The sequence below is a fragment of the Leucobacter sp. PH1c genome (genome assembly GCF_000633415.1).
Classification (GTDB): Bacteria; Actinomycetota; Actinomycetes; order Actinomycetales; family Microbacteriaceae; genus Leucobacter.
On the sequence record NZ_AYMV01000032.1, the window covers coordinates 39611 to 55872 of the forward strand.

5 protein-coding genes are annotated in these 16262 nt (G+C 70.8%); all 5 read right to left on the minus strand.

Going from position 1 to position 16262, the window contains the following annotated elements; translation table 11 throughout:
- Positions 1-12: 12 nt before the first annotated feature.
- The gene (kdpB, locus tag U874_RS0111350; RefSeq protein WP_025134658.1) at positions 13-2190 is read right to left on the minus strand and encodes a potassium-transporting ATPase subunit KdpB; all 2178 of its coding nucleotides are present in this window, start codon (positions 2188-2190) and stop codon (positions 13-15) included.
- A 3-nt stretch (positions 2191-2193) separates the two neighbouring features.
- Positions 2194-3867 carry a potassium-transporting ATPase subunit KdpA gene (kdpA, locus tag U874_RS0111355; RefSeq protein ID WP_025134659.1) on the minus strand — a complete coding sequence of 558 codons (1674 nt, stop codon included), beginning with the start codon at positions 3865-3867 and terminating at the stop codon, positions 2194-2196.
- On the minus strand, positions 3867-3956 hold the full coding sequence (locus U874_RS14430) for a potassium-transporting ATPase subunit F (RefSeq protein ID WP_036058129.1): 90 nt from the start codon (positions 3954-3956) through the stop codon (positions 3867-3869). Before U874_RS14430 ends, kdpA begins: the two co-directional genes overlap by 1 nt.
- 314 nt (positions 3957-4270) lie before the next feature.
- Positions 4271-11683 (minus strand): DUF5979 domain-containing protein, encoded by a 7413-nt coding sequence (locus U874_RS0111370; RefSeq protein WP_025134660.1) that lies wholly within the window; start codon positions 11681-11683, stop codon positions 4271-4273.
- A 249-nt stretch (positions 11684-11932) separates the two neighbouring features.
- Positions 11933-16255, minus strand: coding sequence for an SdrD B-like domain-containing protein (locus U874_RS0111375; protein ID WP_025134661.1), 4323 nt, complete (start codon positions 16253-16255; stop codon positions 11933-11935).
- Positions 16256-16262 lie beyond the last annotated feature (7 nt).

Sequence of the window (16262 nt, forward strand, 5' to 3'; positions counted from 1 at the left end):
TTGCAGTGCGGGTCAGAAACCGGGGATCAGCCGGACGAGCTGGTCGATCGCCCAGATCCCGATGAAGGGGGTGACGATGCCGCCGAGGCCGTACACGGCGAGGTTGCGGCCGAGGAGCTGCGCCGCGCTCGCCGGCCGGTACCGCACGCCGCGGAGCGCGAGCGGCACGAGGAACACGATCACGATCGCGTTGAAGATGACGGCCGAGAGCACCGCCGAGGCGGGCGAGTGGAGCCCCATGAGGTTCAGCACCTGGAGGCCGGGGAACACCCCCATGAACAGCGCGGGGATGATGGCAAAGTACTTCGCGATGTCGTTCGCGATCGAGAAGGTCGTGAGCGCGCCGCGCGTGATGAGCAGCTGCTTCCCGATCGCGACGATGTCGATGAGCTTCGTCGGGTCCGAGTCGAGGTCGACCATGTTGCCCGCTTCCTTCGCCGCGGAGGTGCCCGTGTTCATCGCGACCCCGACGTCGGCCTGCGCGAGCGCGGGCGCGTCGTTCGTGCCGTCGCCCGTCATCGCGACGAGCCGGCCGCCCTCCTGCTCGCGCCGGATGTAGGCGAGCTTGTCCTCCGGCGTCGCCTCGGCGAGGAAGTCGTCGACGCCCGCCTCGCGGGCGATCGCAGCCGCCGTGAGCGGGTTGTCGCCCGTCACCATGACGGTGCGGATCCCCATGGCGCGAAGCTCGCGGAAGCGCTCGGTGAGCCCCTCCTTCACGACGTCCTTCAGGTGGATCACGCCGAGGACGCGCGCGCCGCCCGCCGCGGACTTCTCCGCGACGACGAGCGGGGTGCCGCCCGACTCCGAAATGCGCTCGACCACGGCCCGCAGCTCGGCGGACTCCCCCGCAGACAGCGCGCGGCCGGCCGCCTCGAGCCAGGCGGCGACGGCCGAGCCCGCACCCTTCCGCAGCTCGGTGCCGTCGGGGAGGTCGAGGCCGGACATGCGCGTCTGCGCGGTGAACGGCACGACCACGGCGGCGGGATCCGCCTCGACGTCGCAGCCCTGCAGGCGGGCGAGGTCGACGATCGACGTGCCCTCCGGCGTGGGGTCCGCGAGCGAGGAGCTCGCCGCCGCGCGCACGAACTCCTGCTCGCCGACCCCGCCCATCCGCACGAACGCGCTCGCGCGGCGATTGCCGTAGGTGATCGTCCCCGTCTTGTCGAGCAGCAGGGTGGTCACGTCGCCCGCGGCCTCGACGGCCCGGCCCGACATCGCGAGCACGTTCCGCTGCACGAGGCGGTCCATCCCCGCGATGCCGATCGCCGAGAGCAGCGCGCCGATCGTCGTGGGGATGAGGCAGACGAGGAGCGCCACGAGCACGGTGATGCTCACGGGCGCCGCCGCGTACGAGGCGATCGGCCCGAGCGTGAGCGCGACCGTCACGAAGACGATCGACAGGGCCGCGAGCAGGATGTTCAGCGCGACCTCGTTCGGGGTGCGCTGCCGCGCCGCGCCCTCGACGAGCGCGATCATGCGGTCGACGAACGTCTCGCCCGGCCGCGCCGTGATGCGCACCACGATCCGGTCGGAGAGCACGCGAGTGCCGCCCGTCACGGCCGAGCGGTCGCCGCCCGATTCGCGGACGACGGGCGCCGACTCCCCCGTGATCGCCGACTCGTCGACGGAGGCGATGCCCCACACGATGTCGCCGTCGCCCGGGATCGCCTCGCCCGCCGAGACGACGACGAGGTCGCCGAGCCCGAGCTCCGCGGAGGACACCTCGACGAGCTCGGCGCGCTCGGCCGCGGGATCGGCCGCCGCGTCGTAGCGCTCGATGCGGTGCGCCGCGGTGCTCGCGCGGGTCTGCCGGAGCGAGTCGGCCTGCGCCTTGCCGCGCCCCTCGGCGATCGACTCGGCGAGGTTCGCGAACAGCACCGTGAGCCAGAGCCACGCCGCGATAATCGCCGTGAAGGGCGCGGGCACGGGCGAGCCACCCGAGGGCTCTGGGCCGCCGAGGAACGGCTCGGCGACGGCGAGCGCGGTCGTGAGCACGGCGCCGACCCAGACGATGAGCATGACCGGGTTGCGCCACTGCGCGCGCGGGTGGAGCTTGCGCAGCGCCCCGGGCAGGGCTGCGCGCACCTGCGCGAGCGTGAGGGTCTTCGGGGCGCGGGCGGCCTTCGCCGCCGCGGCCCGTTCGGCGGCCTGGGCGGCCGCCTCTGCGGGAGTGTGGGTGAGGGTGGACATGGCTTAGATCAGCCCTTCCGCTAGGGGTCCCAGCGTGAGAATCGGGAAGAACACGAGGGCCGTGACGAGCACCGCGGTGCCCGCCATGAGCCCGATGAAGAGCGGGCGGTGCGTCTGCAGCGTGCCCGCGGTCTCGGGCACCGGATCCTGCGCCGCGAGGGCGCCGGCGAGCGCCAGCACGAGCGCGATGGGGAGGAAGCGGCCGAGCAGCATCGCCACGCCGATCGCGGCGGTGAACCACGGCGTGCTCGCCGTGAGGCCGGCGAACGCGGAGCCGTTGTTGTTCGCGCCCGAGGCGAAGGCGTAGATCACCTCGGACAGGCCGTGCACGCCGGGGTTCGCGATCGACTCCCCGATCACGCTCTCGCGGATGCCCGGCACGGCGAAGCTCAGTGCGACGCCCGTGAGCACGAGCAGCGGCATGACGAGGATCGTGAGGCTCGCGAGCTTCATCTCGCGCGGGCCGATCTTCTTGCCGAGGTACTCGGGGGTGCGCCCCACAAGGAGGCCGGCGAGGAAGACCGCGATGATCGCGATGACGAGCATCCCGTAGAGGCCGGAGCCGACCCCGCCGGGTGCGATCTCGCCGAGCATCATGTTGAGCATGGGGACCATGCCGCCGATCGCGGTGTAGGAGTCGTGCATCGAGTTCACGGCGCCCGTCGAGGTGAGCGTGGACGCCGAGCCGAAGAGCGCGGAGCCGACCACGTCGAAGCGGAGCTCCTTCCCTTCGAGCGCGCCGCCTGCGAGCATCGGCGCCGTGCCACGGCCGGCGAGCTCGAGCGCCGTGAGCGCGGTCGTCGACAGGAGCGCGAGGAGCGCCATCACGGCGGCCACGGCGCGGCCCTGCCGGCGATCGCCGATCATCGTGCCGAGCGTGCGCGGCAGCGCGAACGGGATGAGCAGGATCAGGATCACCTGCACGGCGTTCGTCCACGGGGTGGGGTTCTCGAACGGGTGCGAGGAGTTCGCGTTGAAGAAGCCGCCGCCGTTCGTGCCGAGCAGCTTGATGACCTCCTGCGAGGCGACCGGGCCGCCCGGGATCTGCTGAGCGCCGCCCGCGAGCGTGCCCACCTCGGTGAAGCCCGAGAAGTTCTGCACGACGCCGCCCGCGAGGAGCACGAGCGCGCCGAGGACCGAGATGGGGAGGAGGATCCGGAGGCAGCCGCGCACGAGGTCGACCCAGAAGTTGCCGAGCGTGCCGGAGCGGCGGGCGGCGAAGCCGCGCACGAGCGCGATCGCGACGGCCATCCCCGTCGCGGCCGAGACGAAGTTCTGCACGGCGAGACCGGCGAGCTGCACCGTGTAGCCCACGGTCGCCTCGGGCGAGTACGCCTGCCAGTTCGTGTTCGCCACGAAGGAGATGGCCGTGTTGAAGGCGATCCCCTCGGGAACGGGCGGCAGGCCGAGCGCGTACGGGAGGAGGTGCTGCGTGCGCTGCAGGAGATACAGGAACAGCACGCCGAGCAGCGAGAAGGCGAGCACGGCGCGGAGGTAGGCCTGCCAGGACTGGCCGGCGCGCGGATCGACCCCGATCACCCGGTAGATGCCGCGCTCCACGGCCCAGTCCTTCCGGCTCGAATAGACGTGCGCCATGTAGTCGCCGAGCGGGCGGTGCGTGACAACGAGCACGAGGATGACGGTCGCGAGCGTGGCCGCGAATGAGAGCCAGGCCATCAGAACCGCTCCGGCTTCACGAGGGCGATGACGAGGAACACGATGGCCGCGAGGCCGAGGGCCGCGGCGAGCGCTTCGAACACGATCACAGCTTCGCCACCGCCTTCCCGACCACCGCGACGATCGCGAAGAGGACGAGCGCGCCGAGGATGTAGACGACGTCGAGCACGAGGAGCTCCGATCAAAGAACGACCGCGGAGCGGCTGCCGCCCGCGGGGCCCCCGAACGGGGCGCCGCAGCCAGTGCAGCACGGCGCGGGGGTCTGCGCGGCGCCCCCTCACGGGATCCGAACGGCGGGGCGCGATTCGACCCCGAATCCTTACGGTTTCCTCACGGCCGGGTCCCCGAACGCACGGCGGGGCGGCACCGGAGACCCGGTGCCGCCCCGCCGTGCGCGCGTGCGCTACACGCCGCTCCCGCCGCCCGGTTCGCCCGGTCCGCTCGACTCGGCGGAGCCCGGGCGCTCCTCAGCGTCCGCGCCGCGACGGCGGAGGCGCAGGGCGATGAGCACCGCCCCGACGATCAGCAGCGCACCGCCGCCGATGAGCCAGCCGACGTTGCCGTCGCCGCCCGTGATCGGCAGCCCGCCCGGCGTGGTGCCCGGCCCGGTCGGCGGCGTCACGGGCGGTGCGTCGAACTCGTTCACGACCGTGAGGGCCGCGGCGGCCCCGGGCGCGACGGTCACGACGCCGACCGAGGCGTCGCCGCGATTCGGCGTGATCGTCACGGCAGCTGCGCCGCCGCGCCCGGTCTCGCGCAGCTCGCACTCGGCGCCCGCGATGATCCCGGCGTACTCCGCGGTGAGGCCGTCGCGCAGCGACAGCTTGCGCTCGGCGCCGCCGGGCACCGCGAGCTCGTGGCGCACGCCATCGCGCTCGAAGACGCAGGCGAGCGCGACCGTGAAGACGCGATCCTCGGCGAGGGCTGCGCCCGCCCCGGAGATCCGCTTCGTCACCGTGATACCGCCCACCTCATAGGTGTTGATGACCCGGAGCGCGAACGCGTCGCCTGTCGTGATCTCGAACGGCCCCGTGATCGGCTCACCCGCGGCGTCGACGATCTCGGAGGAGGTCGCCGCGCCGGTGCGGGTCTCGGCGAGCTCGCAGCGCGCGCCGATCGGGAGGTCGTCGTAGCTCACGACGAAGCCGGTCTGCGCGCTCACCTCGCGGGCGCCGCCGCCCGGGATCGTGAGCTCCGCGCCGTCGAGCGTGCAGCTGAGGGTCACCTCGATCGGCCCCAGTATGCTCCACGCTTCGGCGCCCGCGCCGGCGAACTCCTTCGTGACGACCAGGCCGCCCGACTCGTAGCGGTTCGTCGCGGTGAAGCGCACGGGCTCGTCCACGGCGCCGACGAGCACGGGCCCGTCGGCGGGATCCGGCACGAGCACGGTGCTCGTCGCGCCGCCCGTCCCCGACTCGGTGACGGTGCACGCGGCGCCGGCGGGGAGCGTGTCGATCACGATGCGCTCGCCCGCCGCGGCTGCGCGCTTCGTGAGCTCGACGGTGCCCGTGTAGACGGGCGCCCCGTCGAGCGAGCAGCTCACGGCAAAGCTGAAGACCGTGTCGTCGGCGACCGCCGCGGCCGCGGGGCCCTCGACGAGCTTCTCGATCTCGATCGCGCCGAGCTCGAACTCGTTCACCAGGACGAGCGCGAGGGGGCGCTCGCCCGCCGGCACCGTGAAGGTCCAGGACCCGTCCGCGTTCGGCTGGAGCGGGGCGCCGCCGAGGAGGAGCTCCGCGGTCGCACCGCGGGCGTCCCGCTCGGTGAGGGTGCACTCGGCGCCGACGGGCAGGCCGTCGACGAGCCAGGCGGGGCCGTCGGCGCTGAGCGTGGTCTCCGCCGGGTCGATCGCGAGCGGCTCCCCGAGGAAGGTGCACGAGACCGCCACCGGGAACTCGCCGTAGTCGACGGCCGTGCCCTCCGCGTCCGTCGCGCCCGCCACCTGCTTCTCGACCGCGAATGCGCCGAGCTCGTAGGTGTTCGTGAGGCGCAGGACGGGCACGGGATCCTCGGCGCGGCCGATCGTCACGAGGTTGCTCTCGGAGGACGAGGTCTCGCCGTTCGCCCCGCTCCGGTCGCGCACGGTGCACTCGGCACCCCACGGGAACTGCTCGGCAAGCGTCACCTGCTGGTTCTTCGGCACGGTGACGAGCACCGGGTCGAGGGTCTGCGCGCCGCCGCCCGAGCCCTCGCGCTCGGGCACCACGCAGACGACCTCGAGTGTGAACTCGTCGGGGGCGAATGCCGCCCCGGGGCCATCGACGCGCTTCTCGACCGCGAGCGGTCCCGACGCGAGCGCGACGCCCACGCGGATGCCCTCGGTCGGCAGCACGCTCGCGCGTGCTCCGCCCGAGTCGAGCGTGCTCGCGCCAACCGCGACGGTGTTCCACGCCACGGTGTCGGCGGTCATCCGCTCCGCCTGCGCGGGCGTGCGCGTCTCGAAGGTGTAGGCCAGGCGCTCACCCGGGGCGAGCGGCTGCGCGGAGAAGTCGAAGACGAGCTTGACATGCCGCACGCTCGCGGGATCGACTGCCTCCGTGAGCGGCTGCCAGAAGCCGTCGCACTGCGGCCCGGTGGGCTTCAGGTCGGCGACGCAGGCAGCGGCGTCCGAGCTCGAGAAGAACAGCGTCGGGGTCACGTCGTCACGGTAGGCCGCGCCGTCCGGTCCCGTCGCCGTCACGAGCCGGGTGTTGCCCACCCAGCTCGGGGCCCACTCGGAGCCGCGCGGGAGGAGCACCACGGAGCCCTGATCGCCGACGCGCGGGAGCGAGTCGATCGTCACGACGGTGTCCATCGGCAAGGTGCCCGTGTTCTGGAGCTCCTCGCGCCAGGTCTCGACGCCGAGCGGCTTCGTGATCGGCACGCAATTGCTCACCGAGTACGCGGGCCCGGCGTCGCCGAACTGGGGCACGCAGCTGCGGCCCGCGCTCGGGTTCGGCACGTCGGCGAGGCCGAGCTCGGGATCGTTCGCGCGCACGTACTTCTTGCCGCGGAGCGCGCCCTGCTCGGTCGGGTAGACCTCGGTGCTCGTGCCACAGTCGGGCACGGGGCTGTCCTCGGTGTACTCGAAGTTGCAGCCCGTGAACCACCGCTGCTCGGAGTTCACGAAGAATCGGTTCGTGAGGGCGTTCTCCGCGCCTGCGAGCACGCCCGGCCGGAACATCATGTTGGCGGTCACGGTGTACACCTCGCCCGGGTAGAGGCTCATCGACTCGGGGAACGTGAACTTGATCGCGCTCGGCTCGATCGCGGACCCCGCGGGGATCTCCGCCATCAGCTCATCGAGGTAGCTCACCTGCACGAGCGCGGGATCCACCGTGATGGGGTGGGCCGTCCCGGCCAGCGGGTTCTCGAGCGTGTAACTGAAGCGCTGCGCGGGATCCATGTCCGGGTCGAAGATGAGCTGCGGCTTCCCGTCCTGCACCGGCAGGTAGTCGATGATCACGGGATCGACAATCGCGCGCTCGGTGTTCTCGTGCGGGTCGGCGCTCACCTTGCTCGTGTTCGTCGTCTGCAACTTGAACGGGATGACGACGCCGGGATCCTGCGCGCCGACCGGGGTCTTGCGCACGGCGACCTCGATCCCGCCCTCGAGGTAGAACGCCTGATCCGTCGCGTCGTCGGATGCGACGAGCGGGAAGCGCTCGTCGGAGCCGGCCACGGGGAACTTCACGTGGCTCTCGGCGTCGGCGTCGACCGTGTTCGTGAACTGGCCGCCGGGCGCGCGCACCGGCTCGCCCGGGGCGCTCACGGGCGCGGCCGATGAGGGCACCGGCTCGTTCGGATCGGACACGAGGTAGGCCCGGCGCTTCACGTCGAGTGCGATCTTCACCTGCGGGTTCGCGGGGTTCTCGAACGCGGCGGCGGCCCCGTCGGCGTCGACGCGCTCGAAGACGAAGCGGATGCCGCGGATGCGGTCGTAGTCCCCTGCAGGGATGCTCGCGAGAAGCGTCGCCGCCGCGTTGTCGACGCGGCCGCCGGTCACCGCGACGGGCGCCGCGGTGCCGGGCACCCAGCCGTCGCCGGCGGGCGTGCTCGCATCGGGGGTGAAGTTCAGCCGGTTCGCGCTCTGCGCGTCGAAGTCACCGTAGAGCACCTCCGCGGTCACCCGGTTGATCGGCGCGGGCACCGCGAGCGAGTCGCCCGAGAAGCCGACGAAGCGGAACGAGTTCCAGAAGCTCGTGGCGGAGGGCGTCCCCGGCGTGCGGTTCTCACCCGAGTCGGTCACGATCAGGCGGTCGGCGCGCGCGGTTCCGGTCGGGCGCGCGGTGAGCTCCATCCGGATCGGATCCCACTCCTCGGCCGCGTACTCGGGGTCGCTGTCGAGCCACTCAACCCGCTGGGTGTCGGGGGTGAACTTCTTCGTCGTGGAGACGCCGAGCTCGAAGGTGTCGATCTTGATCTGGGCGCTGCTGCTCTGATCGACCGAGTGCTCCTGCTCGAGGCCCGCGAGGTCCGTGACGGTCGCGGTCGTGACGTTCTTCACGGGCGAATCGACGACGCTCACGAGCTTCGCGGGATCGCTCCGGTGCGTCTTCCGCAGTTGCAGATCGAACTGCACGGCCGCGGAGGCCTGCGAAGCGATCCGGCCCGCGTACTGCACCTCGACCGAGACGATGTCGGCGAGCTCCGCCGGGGTGAGCGCGGTCGCCTGCGCGGGGGTCACGCCGCCCGTGCCGGTCCGGTCGATCACCGCGCCGCTCGTGTCGCGCAGGACGACGAGGGTCTGCGCGGGGTCCGCGCCGGGAACGGCGTTCCCGACGGAGACGATCTTGCGGAGCGTGAAGATCTCGAAGGGGCTCCCGGCAGCGGAGCCGGGGTCGAGGATCGAGAGCCGGTCCACGCGCTGCACGGACTCGTTCGTCGCCGTGATCGTCACCCGGCTCGTCGGGAACGAGGACTCGGGGACGTCGCCCGGCGGGACGCCGATCGGTCCGCCGCTCCAGCCCTTCGAGACCGCGACCGCGAGGGGACGCGGCACGATCGTCAGGTCGTCGTCGTCCTGGTCGCGCTCGGTGCCGCCGCCGGGCTGCGTGCCCGTCGCGCTGCCCCAGTTCCGCACGAGGCCCTCCTGGCCGGGAACGTTGTAGATCTCGGAGGCGATGACCGCGAGGCCCGGGTCGCTCCGGCGCACGTCGCGGAGCTCCCACTCGAGGTCGAGCTGGCGGTCGCGCCCCGTCGACTTCGTGAGTCCGCTGCCGACGGGCGGCGCGTCGGCCCCCGTGCGCCCGGCGAGGTTCTCCTCGAAGACCACGCGGACGCCGGTCGCGTCGCGCTGCTCGTCCGAAGTGAGCGGGATGTCGCTCATGGTGCGCGTATAGGGCAGGCCGGTGGCCTGGCTCGCGGGGACCCAGGCCCCGCCGATCCAGAGTTCGATCGCCGCGATGCGGTCCCAGCCGGAGGTGAAGCCGAGATCCTCCGTGACGGCGTGCACCGAGACGAGGTCGAACGCCTCGAAGGTGGTCTGCGCCACCGGATCCGCCGGGCCCGCCTCGGGATCGGCGCCGAGGCGCGTCTCCGCGAGCGTCATGCTCGTGAGGCTCAGGTTCTCGGTCGACCAGTGGAGGCGTGTGGTCGTGTGGTCGCCCGTGCGCTGCACGAGCTGCGCGGGGTTGCCCGCGTCGATCCACTCCTTCGAGAAGAGGTCGTACTCGCCCGGCGTCGGCGCGATGACGGTCACCTCGTCGCAGGCGGCCTCGCTCGTGTCCTCGGCGATCACGGCGCCGCGGGAGACCGCGGTGCCGGCCGAGGAGGCGCAGTTCGCGAGGTCGAGGGGCTCGGCCCCTTCGGGCCGGCTCTCGTCGAGCGTCGCGGTGAAGTTCGGGTTGACGTTGAATTCGCCCGCCTCGTGCGGCTCGAAGCCCGGGTCCGGGTTCGTGAAGATGAACTGCAGGCCGCCGATGTGGTCGAGGATCTCCGGGGGGAGGTCCTGGTTGACAGTGCCCGTGAGGCCGTCGAAGCCCGGCACCACGACCCACGCGCGAAGCGTCGTGTCCCAGTAGCGCACGGTAAGCGTCGCGCCCGCGGGCACGTCCGTGTGGGTCACGGCACTCGGCGTCACGGCGTCCCAGAATGCGGAGGGAAGCGGCGCGCTCTCGGGGTCGCTCGGATCGCTCAGCTCGGGATCGGTCACGACGATCTCCGTCGCCGGCACGTTCGAGCCGGGCTTCACCACGGTCGTGGGCAGCTGGACGAGCACGCCCTCCCCGGCGACGCCCCAGATCTGATCCGGGGTGATGTGCTTCTCGGTGACGATCTCGAGCGTCTTCTCCTCGAAGGAGACCTCGTCGGTCGCGGTGCCGTGTGCGGGCTCCTCGCCGGCCTTCTCGCCCGTCACGCCGACGACGTTCGTGACGCCGGGCACGAGCGCGCCGTCGTCGTCGTGGATCCGCTCGTTCGCGGTGGCGCCGAAGGAGATCTCCGTGGCGCCGCCCGGCGTGATCGGGCCGGCGAAGTCGACCGTGAAGGAGCGGAGACTGCCGAAGTCGCTCGGCAGATCGGGGTAGTCGCCGTCCGCCGTGAGCGGCACGGGGCCGAAGGTGCGCTCGATGCCCGCCGAGTCGAAGTAGACGAGCGTGAGGGAGCCGCCCGTCGCGCCGGCGGGGAACTGCACGGGCCCCGTGAAGCCCGTGAAGTCGAGTTCCTCCGCGAAGTCGCCGCTCTCGGGCTCTCGGATCGAGAGCGAATCGAGCGGGACGAGGCTGTCGTTCGTCCCGGTGAGGGTCACCTCGGTGCTCTGCCCCTCGACGAGGAGGTCGGGTTCGAAGCTCTTCGTCGCGGAAACGGCGATCAGCTCGGTGACGAGCGTGTAGTCGGCGTCGTTCGTCGCCTCCTCGCGCGCGTCGCCGAGGGTCACCGCGCTCTCGACCGTGTTGTGCACGACCGTGGTCGCGTCGAGATCGGCCACCTCGGGGCGCTGCACGAGGTCGAGGACGAAACCGCCCTCGGCCCCGGCGGGGATCGCGCTCCCGTCCGCTGCCGTGAAGGTGACACGCACCCCGCGAGCATCGCCGTTCGGGGCGGGCGGCAGGGCGCCGGGCGCAACCTCCACGGCGACCCAGACGCCCCCGATGAAGTACTCCACCGTCGCGCCCGCGGCGCCCGCGGGGAAGTCGAGTTCGGAGACGCCCGTGATCTCGAGCAGCTCGAAGGGGTTCGGCGCCGCTTCGGGATCCACCGGATCGGTGATGACGAGCGCATCGACACCCGCGTTCGAGCGGTTCCCCGCGGTGACGGAGAGCTGCGTCGCAGTGCCCGGCTCGGCCTGCCCCAGCTCGGGCTCGTAGCCCTTCGACACCTCGGTGCCGAGCGCGAGCGGGATGGTCGGCGTCACGGTGGCCTGATCGGAGACCTCCGTCGCGTTGTCCGCGCTGACGCTCGCCGTGTTCACGATCGGCACGCCGCTCGCCTCGAAGGGGAGGTCGTCGCGCAGGCGCACCTGGATCGTGACGACGACGTCGGTGTTCTCGACGAGCCCGATCGTGCCGTCGCCGAGCTCGTCGATGAACTCCACGGTCACCCGGTTGCCGTTGACCGCGGGATCGTTCGCGTGCGCGTTCGACACCGAGATCGACCCGGGGATGATCTCGAACTCCGCGGGGATCAGGTCGGAGAGCACCGCGTCGCGGCAGCCGAGATCGGTGATCGACGAGCAGCCGATCTCGATCCGGTACTCCATCGTCTCGCCCGGTGCGATCTCCGCCTTCGAGGCGGACTTCTGCACCTCGAGCGCCGCCGTCTGCTCGGCCGCGAGCGCGGCCTGCGGCGCGGCGACCGCCATCCCCAGTGTCAGCGCCGTGCCGAGCGCGAGCGCCACGACCGTCGCGCAGCGTCGCCTGAATCTCTGAATCCGCCCCACAATGCCCCCATCGTCCGGTCTGCCCTCCGCAGCCGTTGCGGAAGACGATTCGAGCATCAGCGTATGCGAAGTTGGGCCCCGCGTACACCCGGCGCGGACACGGGCCGCTCCGAGAGCGCTCCCCGCACACGCACGAGGGGCCCGCATCAATCGATGCGGGCCCCTCGGTCACGGCGCTCCGGGCGAGGTCACCCGGAGCTCACGGCGTCAGCCGTGACGCGCCGCGCGACGGCGGCTGAGGAGCAGCGCTCCGGCGCCGAGCAGGAGCAGCGCGGCTCCGCCCGCGACGAAGCCCCAGGCCGACGATCCGCCCGTGACGGCGAGGCCGCCCAGGGTCGTTCCGCCGTGCGGCGCCTCAGGCGTGCCGGGCGTCGGCTTCACCGGCTTCGTGGGATCCACGGGACCCGGGCCGGGGCCCGGGTTCACGGGCTTCAGCACGATGACGCCGGCATCCCACGTGGGATCGATGCCCTGCGTCGCGCGCACACCGCCGACGAGATCGCTGTACGGGTAGTCCGTCGTGAGATCCGTGTTGGTGTCGTCGAGCACGAACCACTCGCTGAAGCCGTTCTCGCCGGCGTTCGAGTCGAGCGCGGTCTTGCCGGCCGTGACCTTCGTGAACGCGTAGATCTTCGCCTGCGCCGGGGTCAGCTCGAACTGCACCCGGTACGTGCCCGCGGGCAGCTCGTCGAAGACGTACAGTCCGTACTCGTTGGTGGTGGTCTCGCCGACCAGCACCGCCTCGGTCTCACCGTTGTCGTTCACGACCTCCTGGTACAGCCGCACGATGACGTCGGCGAGGGTGTACTCGCTGTCGTCCTGGAGGCCGTCCTTGTTCGTATCGATCCACACGACATCGCCGATCGCGTACGACTTCACCTGGAAGCCGAAGTCGAGCGTGGGATCGCGGTCGCCGTCGTTGACGAGATCGCCCGAGTTCGCGGTCCACGAGGAGGAATCCTGCGCGCGGTCATCGCCCGCGTGCTCCTTCGTGGGGGTGAGGCCCGTGAGGGCCTCCTGCGTGCGCGGGTCCTCGCGGTCGATCGACACCGTGTACTTCTGGCCGGGCTCGAGGGCGGGCAGCTGCGTGAACTCGTAGAAGCCGCTCGCATCGGTCCACACGGGCTCGACGGGGTCGCCGTTGATGTCCGTGACGGGCTTCCCGTCGGGACCGGTGAGCACGAGCTTCACGCCCTCGATCGGCCGCTCGTCGGGGCTCGTGCCCTGGATGCCGTCGCGGTCGACGTCGAGCCACACGTAGTCGCCCACCGACACCTGCTTCGCGAAGAAGCCGAAGTCGAGCGAGGGGTCGCGGTCGCCGTCGTTCACGAGGTCGTCGCGCGAGACGGCCGTCCACGAGGAGGAATCCTGCTCGCGGTCGGTGCCCGCGTGCTCCTCCGTCGGCGTGAGGCCCGTGAGCGCCTGCTTCGTGCGGTCATCCGTGCGGTCGATCGAGACCGTGTACGTCTCGCCGTCCTGGAGTGCGGGCAGGAGGGTGAACTCGTAGAAGCCGTTCGCATCGGTCCACACGGGTGCAACGGGGTCGCCGTTGATGTCCGTGACGGGCTTCCCGTCGGGACCGGTGAGCACGAGCTTCACGCCCTCGATCGGCCGCTCGTCGGGGCTCGTGCCCTGGATGCCGTCGCGGTCGACGTCGAGCCAGACGTAATCGCCCACCGACACCTTCTTGACCGCGCTCATCGGGGTGTTGAAGAACTTCGTCTCCGGCGAGTTGCCCTCGCTGTCGACGACGAGCTCCACGGGCTCGTTGTTGCGCACGTACCCGGCGGGGGCGCGCAGCTCGTGGATCGTGTAGGTCCCGGCAGTCTTCACGGTCGGCACGAGGTCCGTGCCGTTCGGGCCCGCCAGTCGGAGCTTGCCGCCCACGACGTAGAGGTCGCTGAGCACCACGTCGCCCGCGGCGTTGCGCAGCTCGAAGCGCGCGTCCCGATCGGTGATCGCGGGGCCCTCGGGAACGATCGCGTCGAGCTTCGAGATGTCGAGCGGGAACTCGTTCGTCGGCGTGATCGTCACCTTGGAGGAGCCGATCACGTTCTCGACGCCCTCGCCGTAGGTGTAGTCCTTGACCTTCACCTTGAAGAAGAGCTCGATCTTCTCACCGCCGGGAACCGGCTGGCCCGAGACGATGTTGAGCGTGTTCCCCGCAGCGTTGTAGGTCACGACGATCTGCGTGCCCGGAATCGTGTAGCTGTCGGCCGGCGTCGCCGTGCCGTTCTGGATGTCGGACTTCTCGACGAAGCCGAGGAACTCGAGCTTCGAGTCGAGCTGATCGCTCACGTCGTAGAGGAGCTCGGTGAAGCTCATCGTGGGGAGCAGCTGCACCCGGTAGACGAACTCGTCCTGGATGAGCTCCTTGGTGTCCTCGTCGACCTCCGCGCGGAGGTTCGTCGTGTAGCCGTCACGCTTGGGGTCGTAGACGGTCTTCGTGATCTGGATCTCGCTACCCGCGACGCCGGCCTTCGACTGCGTGGTCGAGGTGTACTCGTACTCGATGTCGTCGCCCGAGTAGGAGGCCGAGTTCTTCACCACGAGCGCGGTGTTGCCCGTGATCTTGTGCGTCGGGATCGTCACCGTGAAGTGGTAGCCGTCCTTGCCGATCTCAGCCGGGAAGGCCGCGTTCGGCTGGAACACGAGGTGCTCGTCGGCGTTCAGCGACAGATCGAACATCGTGCCGTCGAGCTTCACGCCGCTGTCGCTCCGCCCGGTGAGGGTCTGTGCGATGTCCGCGAGCGTGTCCTCGGTGACGTTGAGCGCCGTGTGATCGATCACGTCGACCACTCGCGACTTCGCCGCGTCGCCGAGGCCCTTGCCCACGGTGAACGTGAAGGGCACCTGCGCGACATCCTTGCCCTTCTCGAGCTCGATCACGTTGCGCTCGGCCCGCTTGTCGAAGCGGTTGCCGTCGTCGATGACGCTGCCCGGATCCTTCGGGGTGAAGGGGGTGTGGCTCGTCTCCGCGTCCTTCGTGAGGCCATCGCCGTAGGCGAAGGTGGCGCGGTTCGTGATCTTCGAGAACTCGATCTCCGCGTACTGGTTCGACGAGTTGGCGACCTTCGTGAGACCCGCGACGGAGAAGAGCTGCGCGCGTACCTTGATCTCGAACTTCTGCGTGGTGTCCTTGCCGACGTTGATCCGCAGGGTCTGGCCGTCGAGCTGGTACTTGCCGACGTAGGCGTCGCCGCCGAAGTCAGCCGCGCTCACCCCGGTGACCTGCTCAAACGTCGGGTCCAGGAAGTCGGCCTCGGACCCGAGCCAGCGCAGCTGCGCCGGGAGGATATCCGTGATGACGACGTTGCTGGTGAGGGCGTACTTGCCGCCCGCGAAGGCGTTGAACTCGCGGAGGTCGGCCTGCAGCGTGTAGATCACGTCCTTCGGCTCGACGAGGGTCACGCCGTCGGCCTCGAGCTCGACACGGGTCGAGCCGACCGTGCTCTTCTTGGTGAAGGCGGAGCCCACGTTCGGCTTGGGGTCGACCGGGGTGTAGCCGCCGAGCCAGGTGCCCGTGGTGTGGGTCTCGCCCGCGACGGTTGCGGAGTTGCCGAGGGTCACGCCGTAGAAGGCGCCCTCCTCGGCCTCCACGGCCTCGTACTCGGCCTGCAGCTTCGCGCGGAGCTTCGCGAGCGCCTGCGCATCCGCGATCTTCGCCTGGTAGGTGAGCACGTACTTCGAGTTCGCATCTGCGTCGAGGTCGAAGGAGAAGCCGGTGCCCGTGAACTGCTCGACGGTCTCGGCAGTCGGGCCGGTCTCGTTCATGCCCTTCGCGTCCCAGACCGTCTTCTGGAGCCCGAAGGATCCGGGAACGAGGGTGAGGTGCTCGCCGAGCTGATCCGCGATCGAGACGGTGCGCGCGGCGCCGCTGTCGACCGTGATCTGGTAGCTGATGGTCGCGTCCAGGAACTCATCACCGAGCACGACCTGGCCGTCGACGATCCGCGCCTGCGGCAGCGTGGACCCGGTGGAGGTCTTCGAGGTGGCCGGGGTCACGGTCGTGAAGTTGTCGCCGCCCTGCTTGACGACGATCGTCGTCGTCTGCTCCTGGCCCTTGACGCCCCAGCTGATCTCCTTCTCGGTGGACTCGGTGAGCGTGTCCACGGTGAAGTTCACGTCGATCACGCCCTGCGCGACCGTGATGGGGTCCTTGAACTTGATCCGCAGCTCGCCGTTCTCCAGCGTGAACGACTCGACCGCCTTGTTCTCGGCGGGGATGCTGCCGATCGTGAAGCCCTGGGGCACCACGATGACGGCCTCGTGGCCGCCGGGCACCTTCGAGTTGTCGTACTTCACGCGCATCAGGTAGGACTGGCCCTCTTCGAAGACGGGCGTCCCGTTCCAGCTCCCGGAACCGGTCGGGAACTGCACGTCCACCGTCCCGGTCGGCGCGGCCATCGCGGGAGCGGCGTTCAGCCCCGTCACGACGAGCAGCGCGGTCAGCAGGCCGGCGAGCAGAGCCGAAAGCCCCCTCCAGCCCCGTTTGGGCGCGACGAACGCACCCGGATATGCCGTCGGCATGTATCCC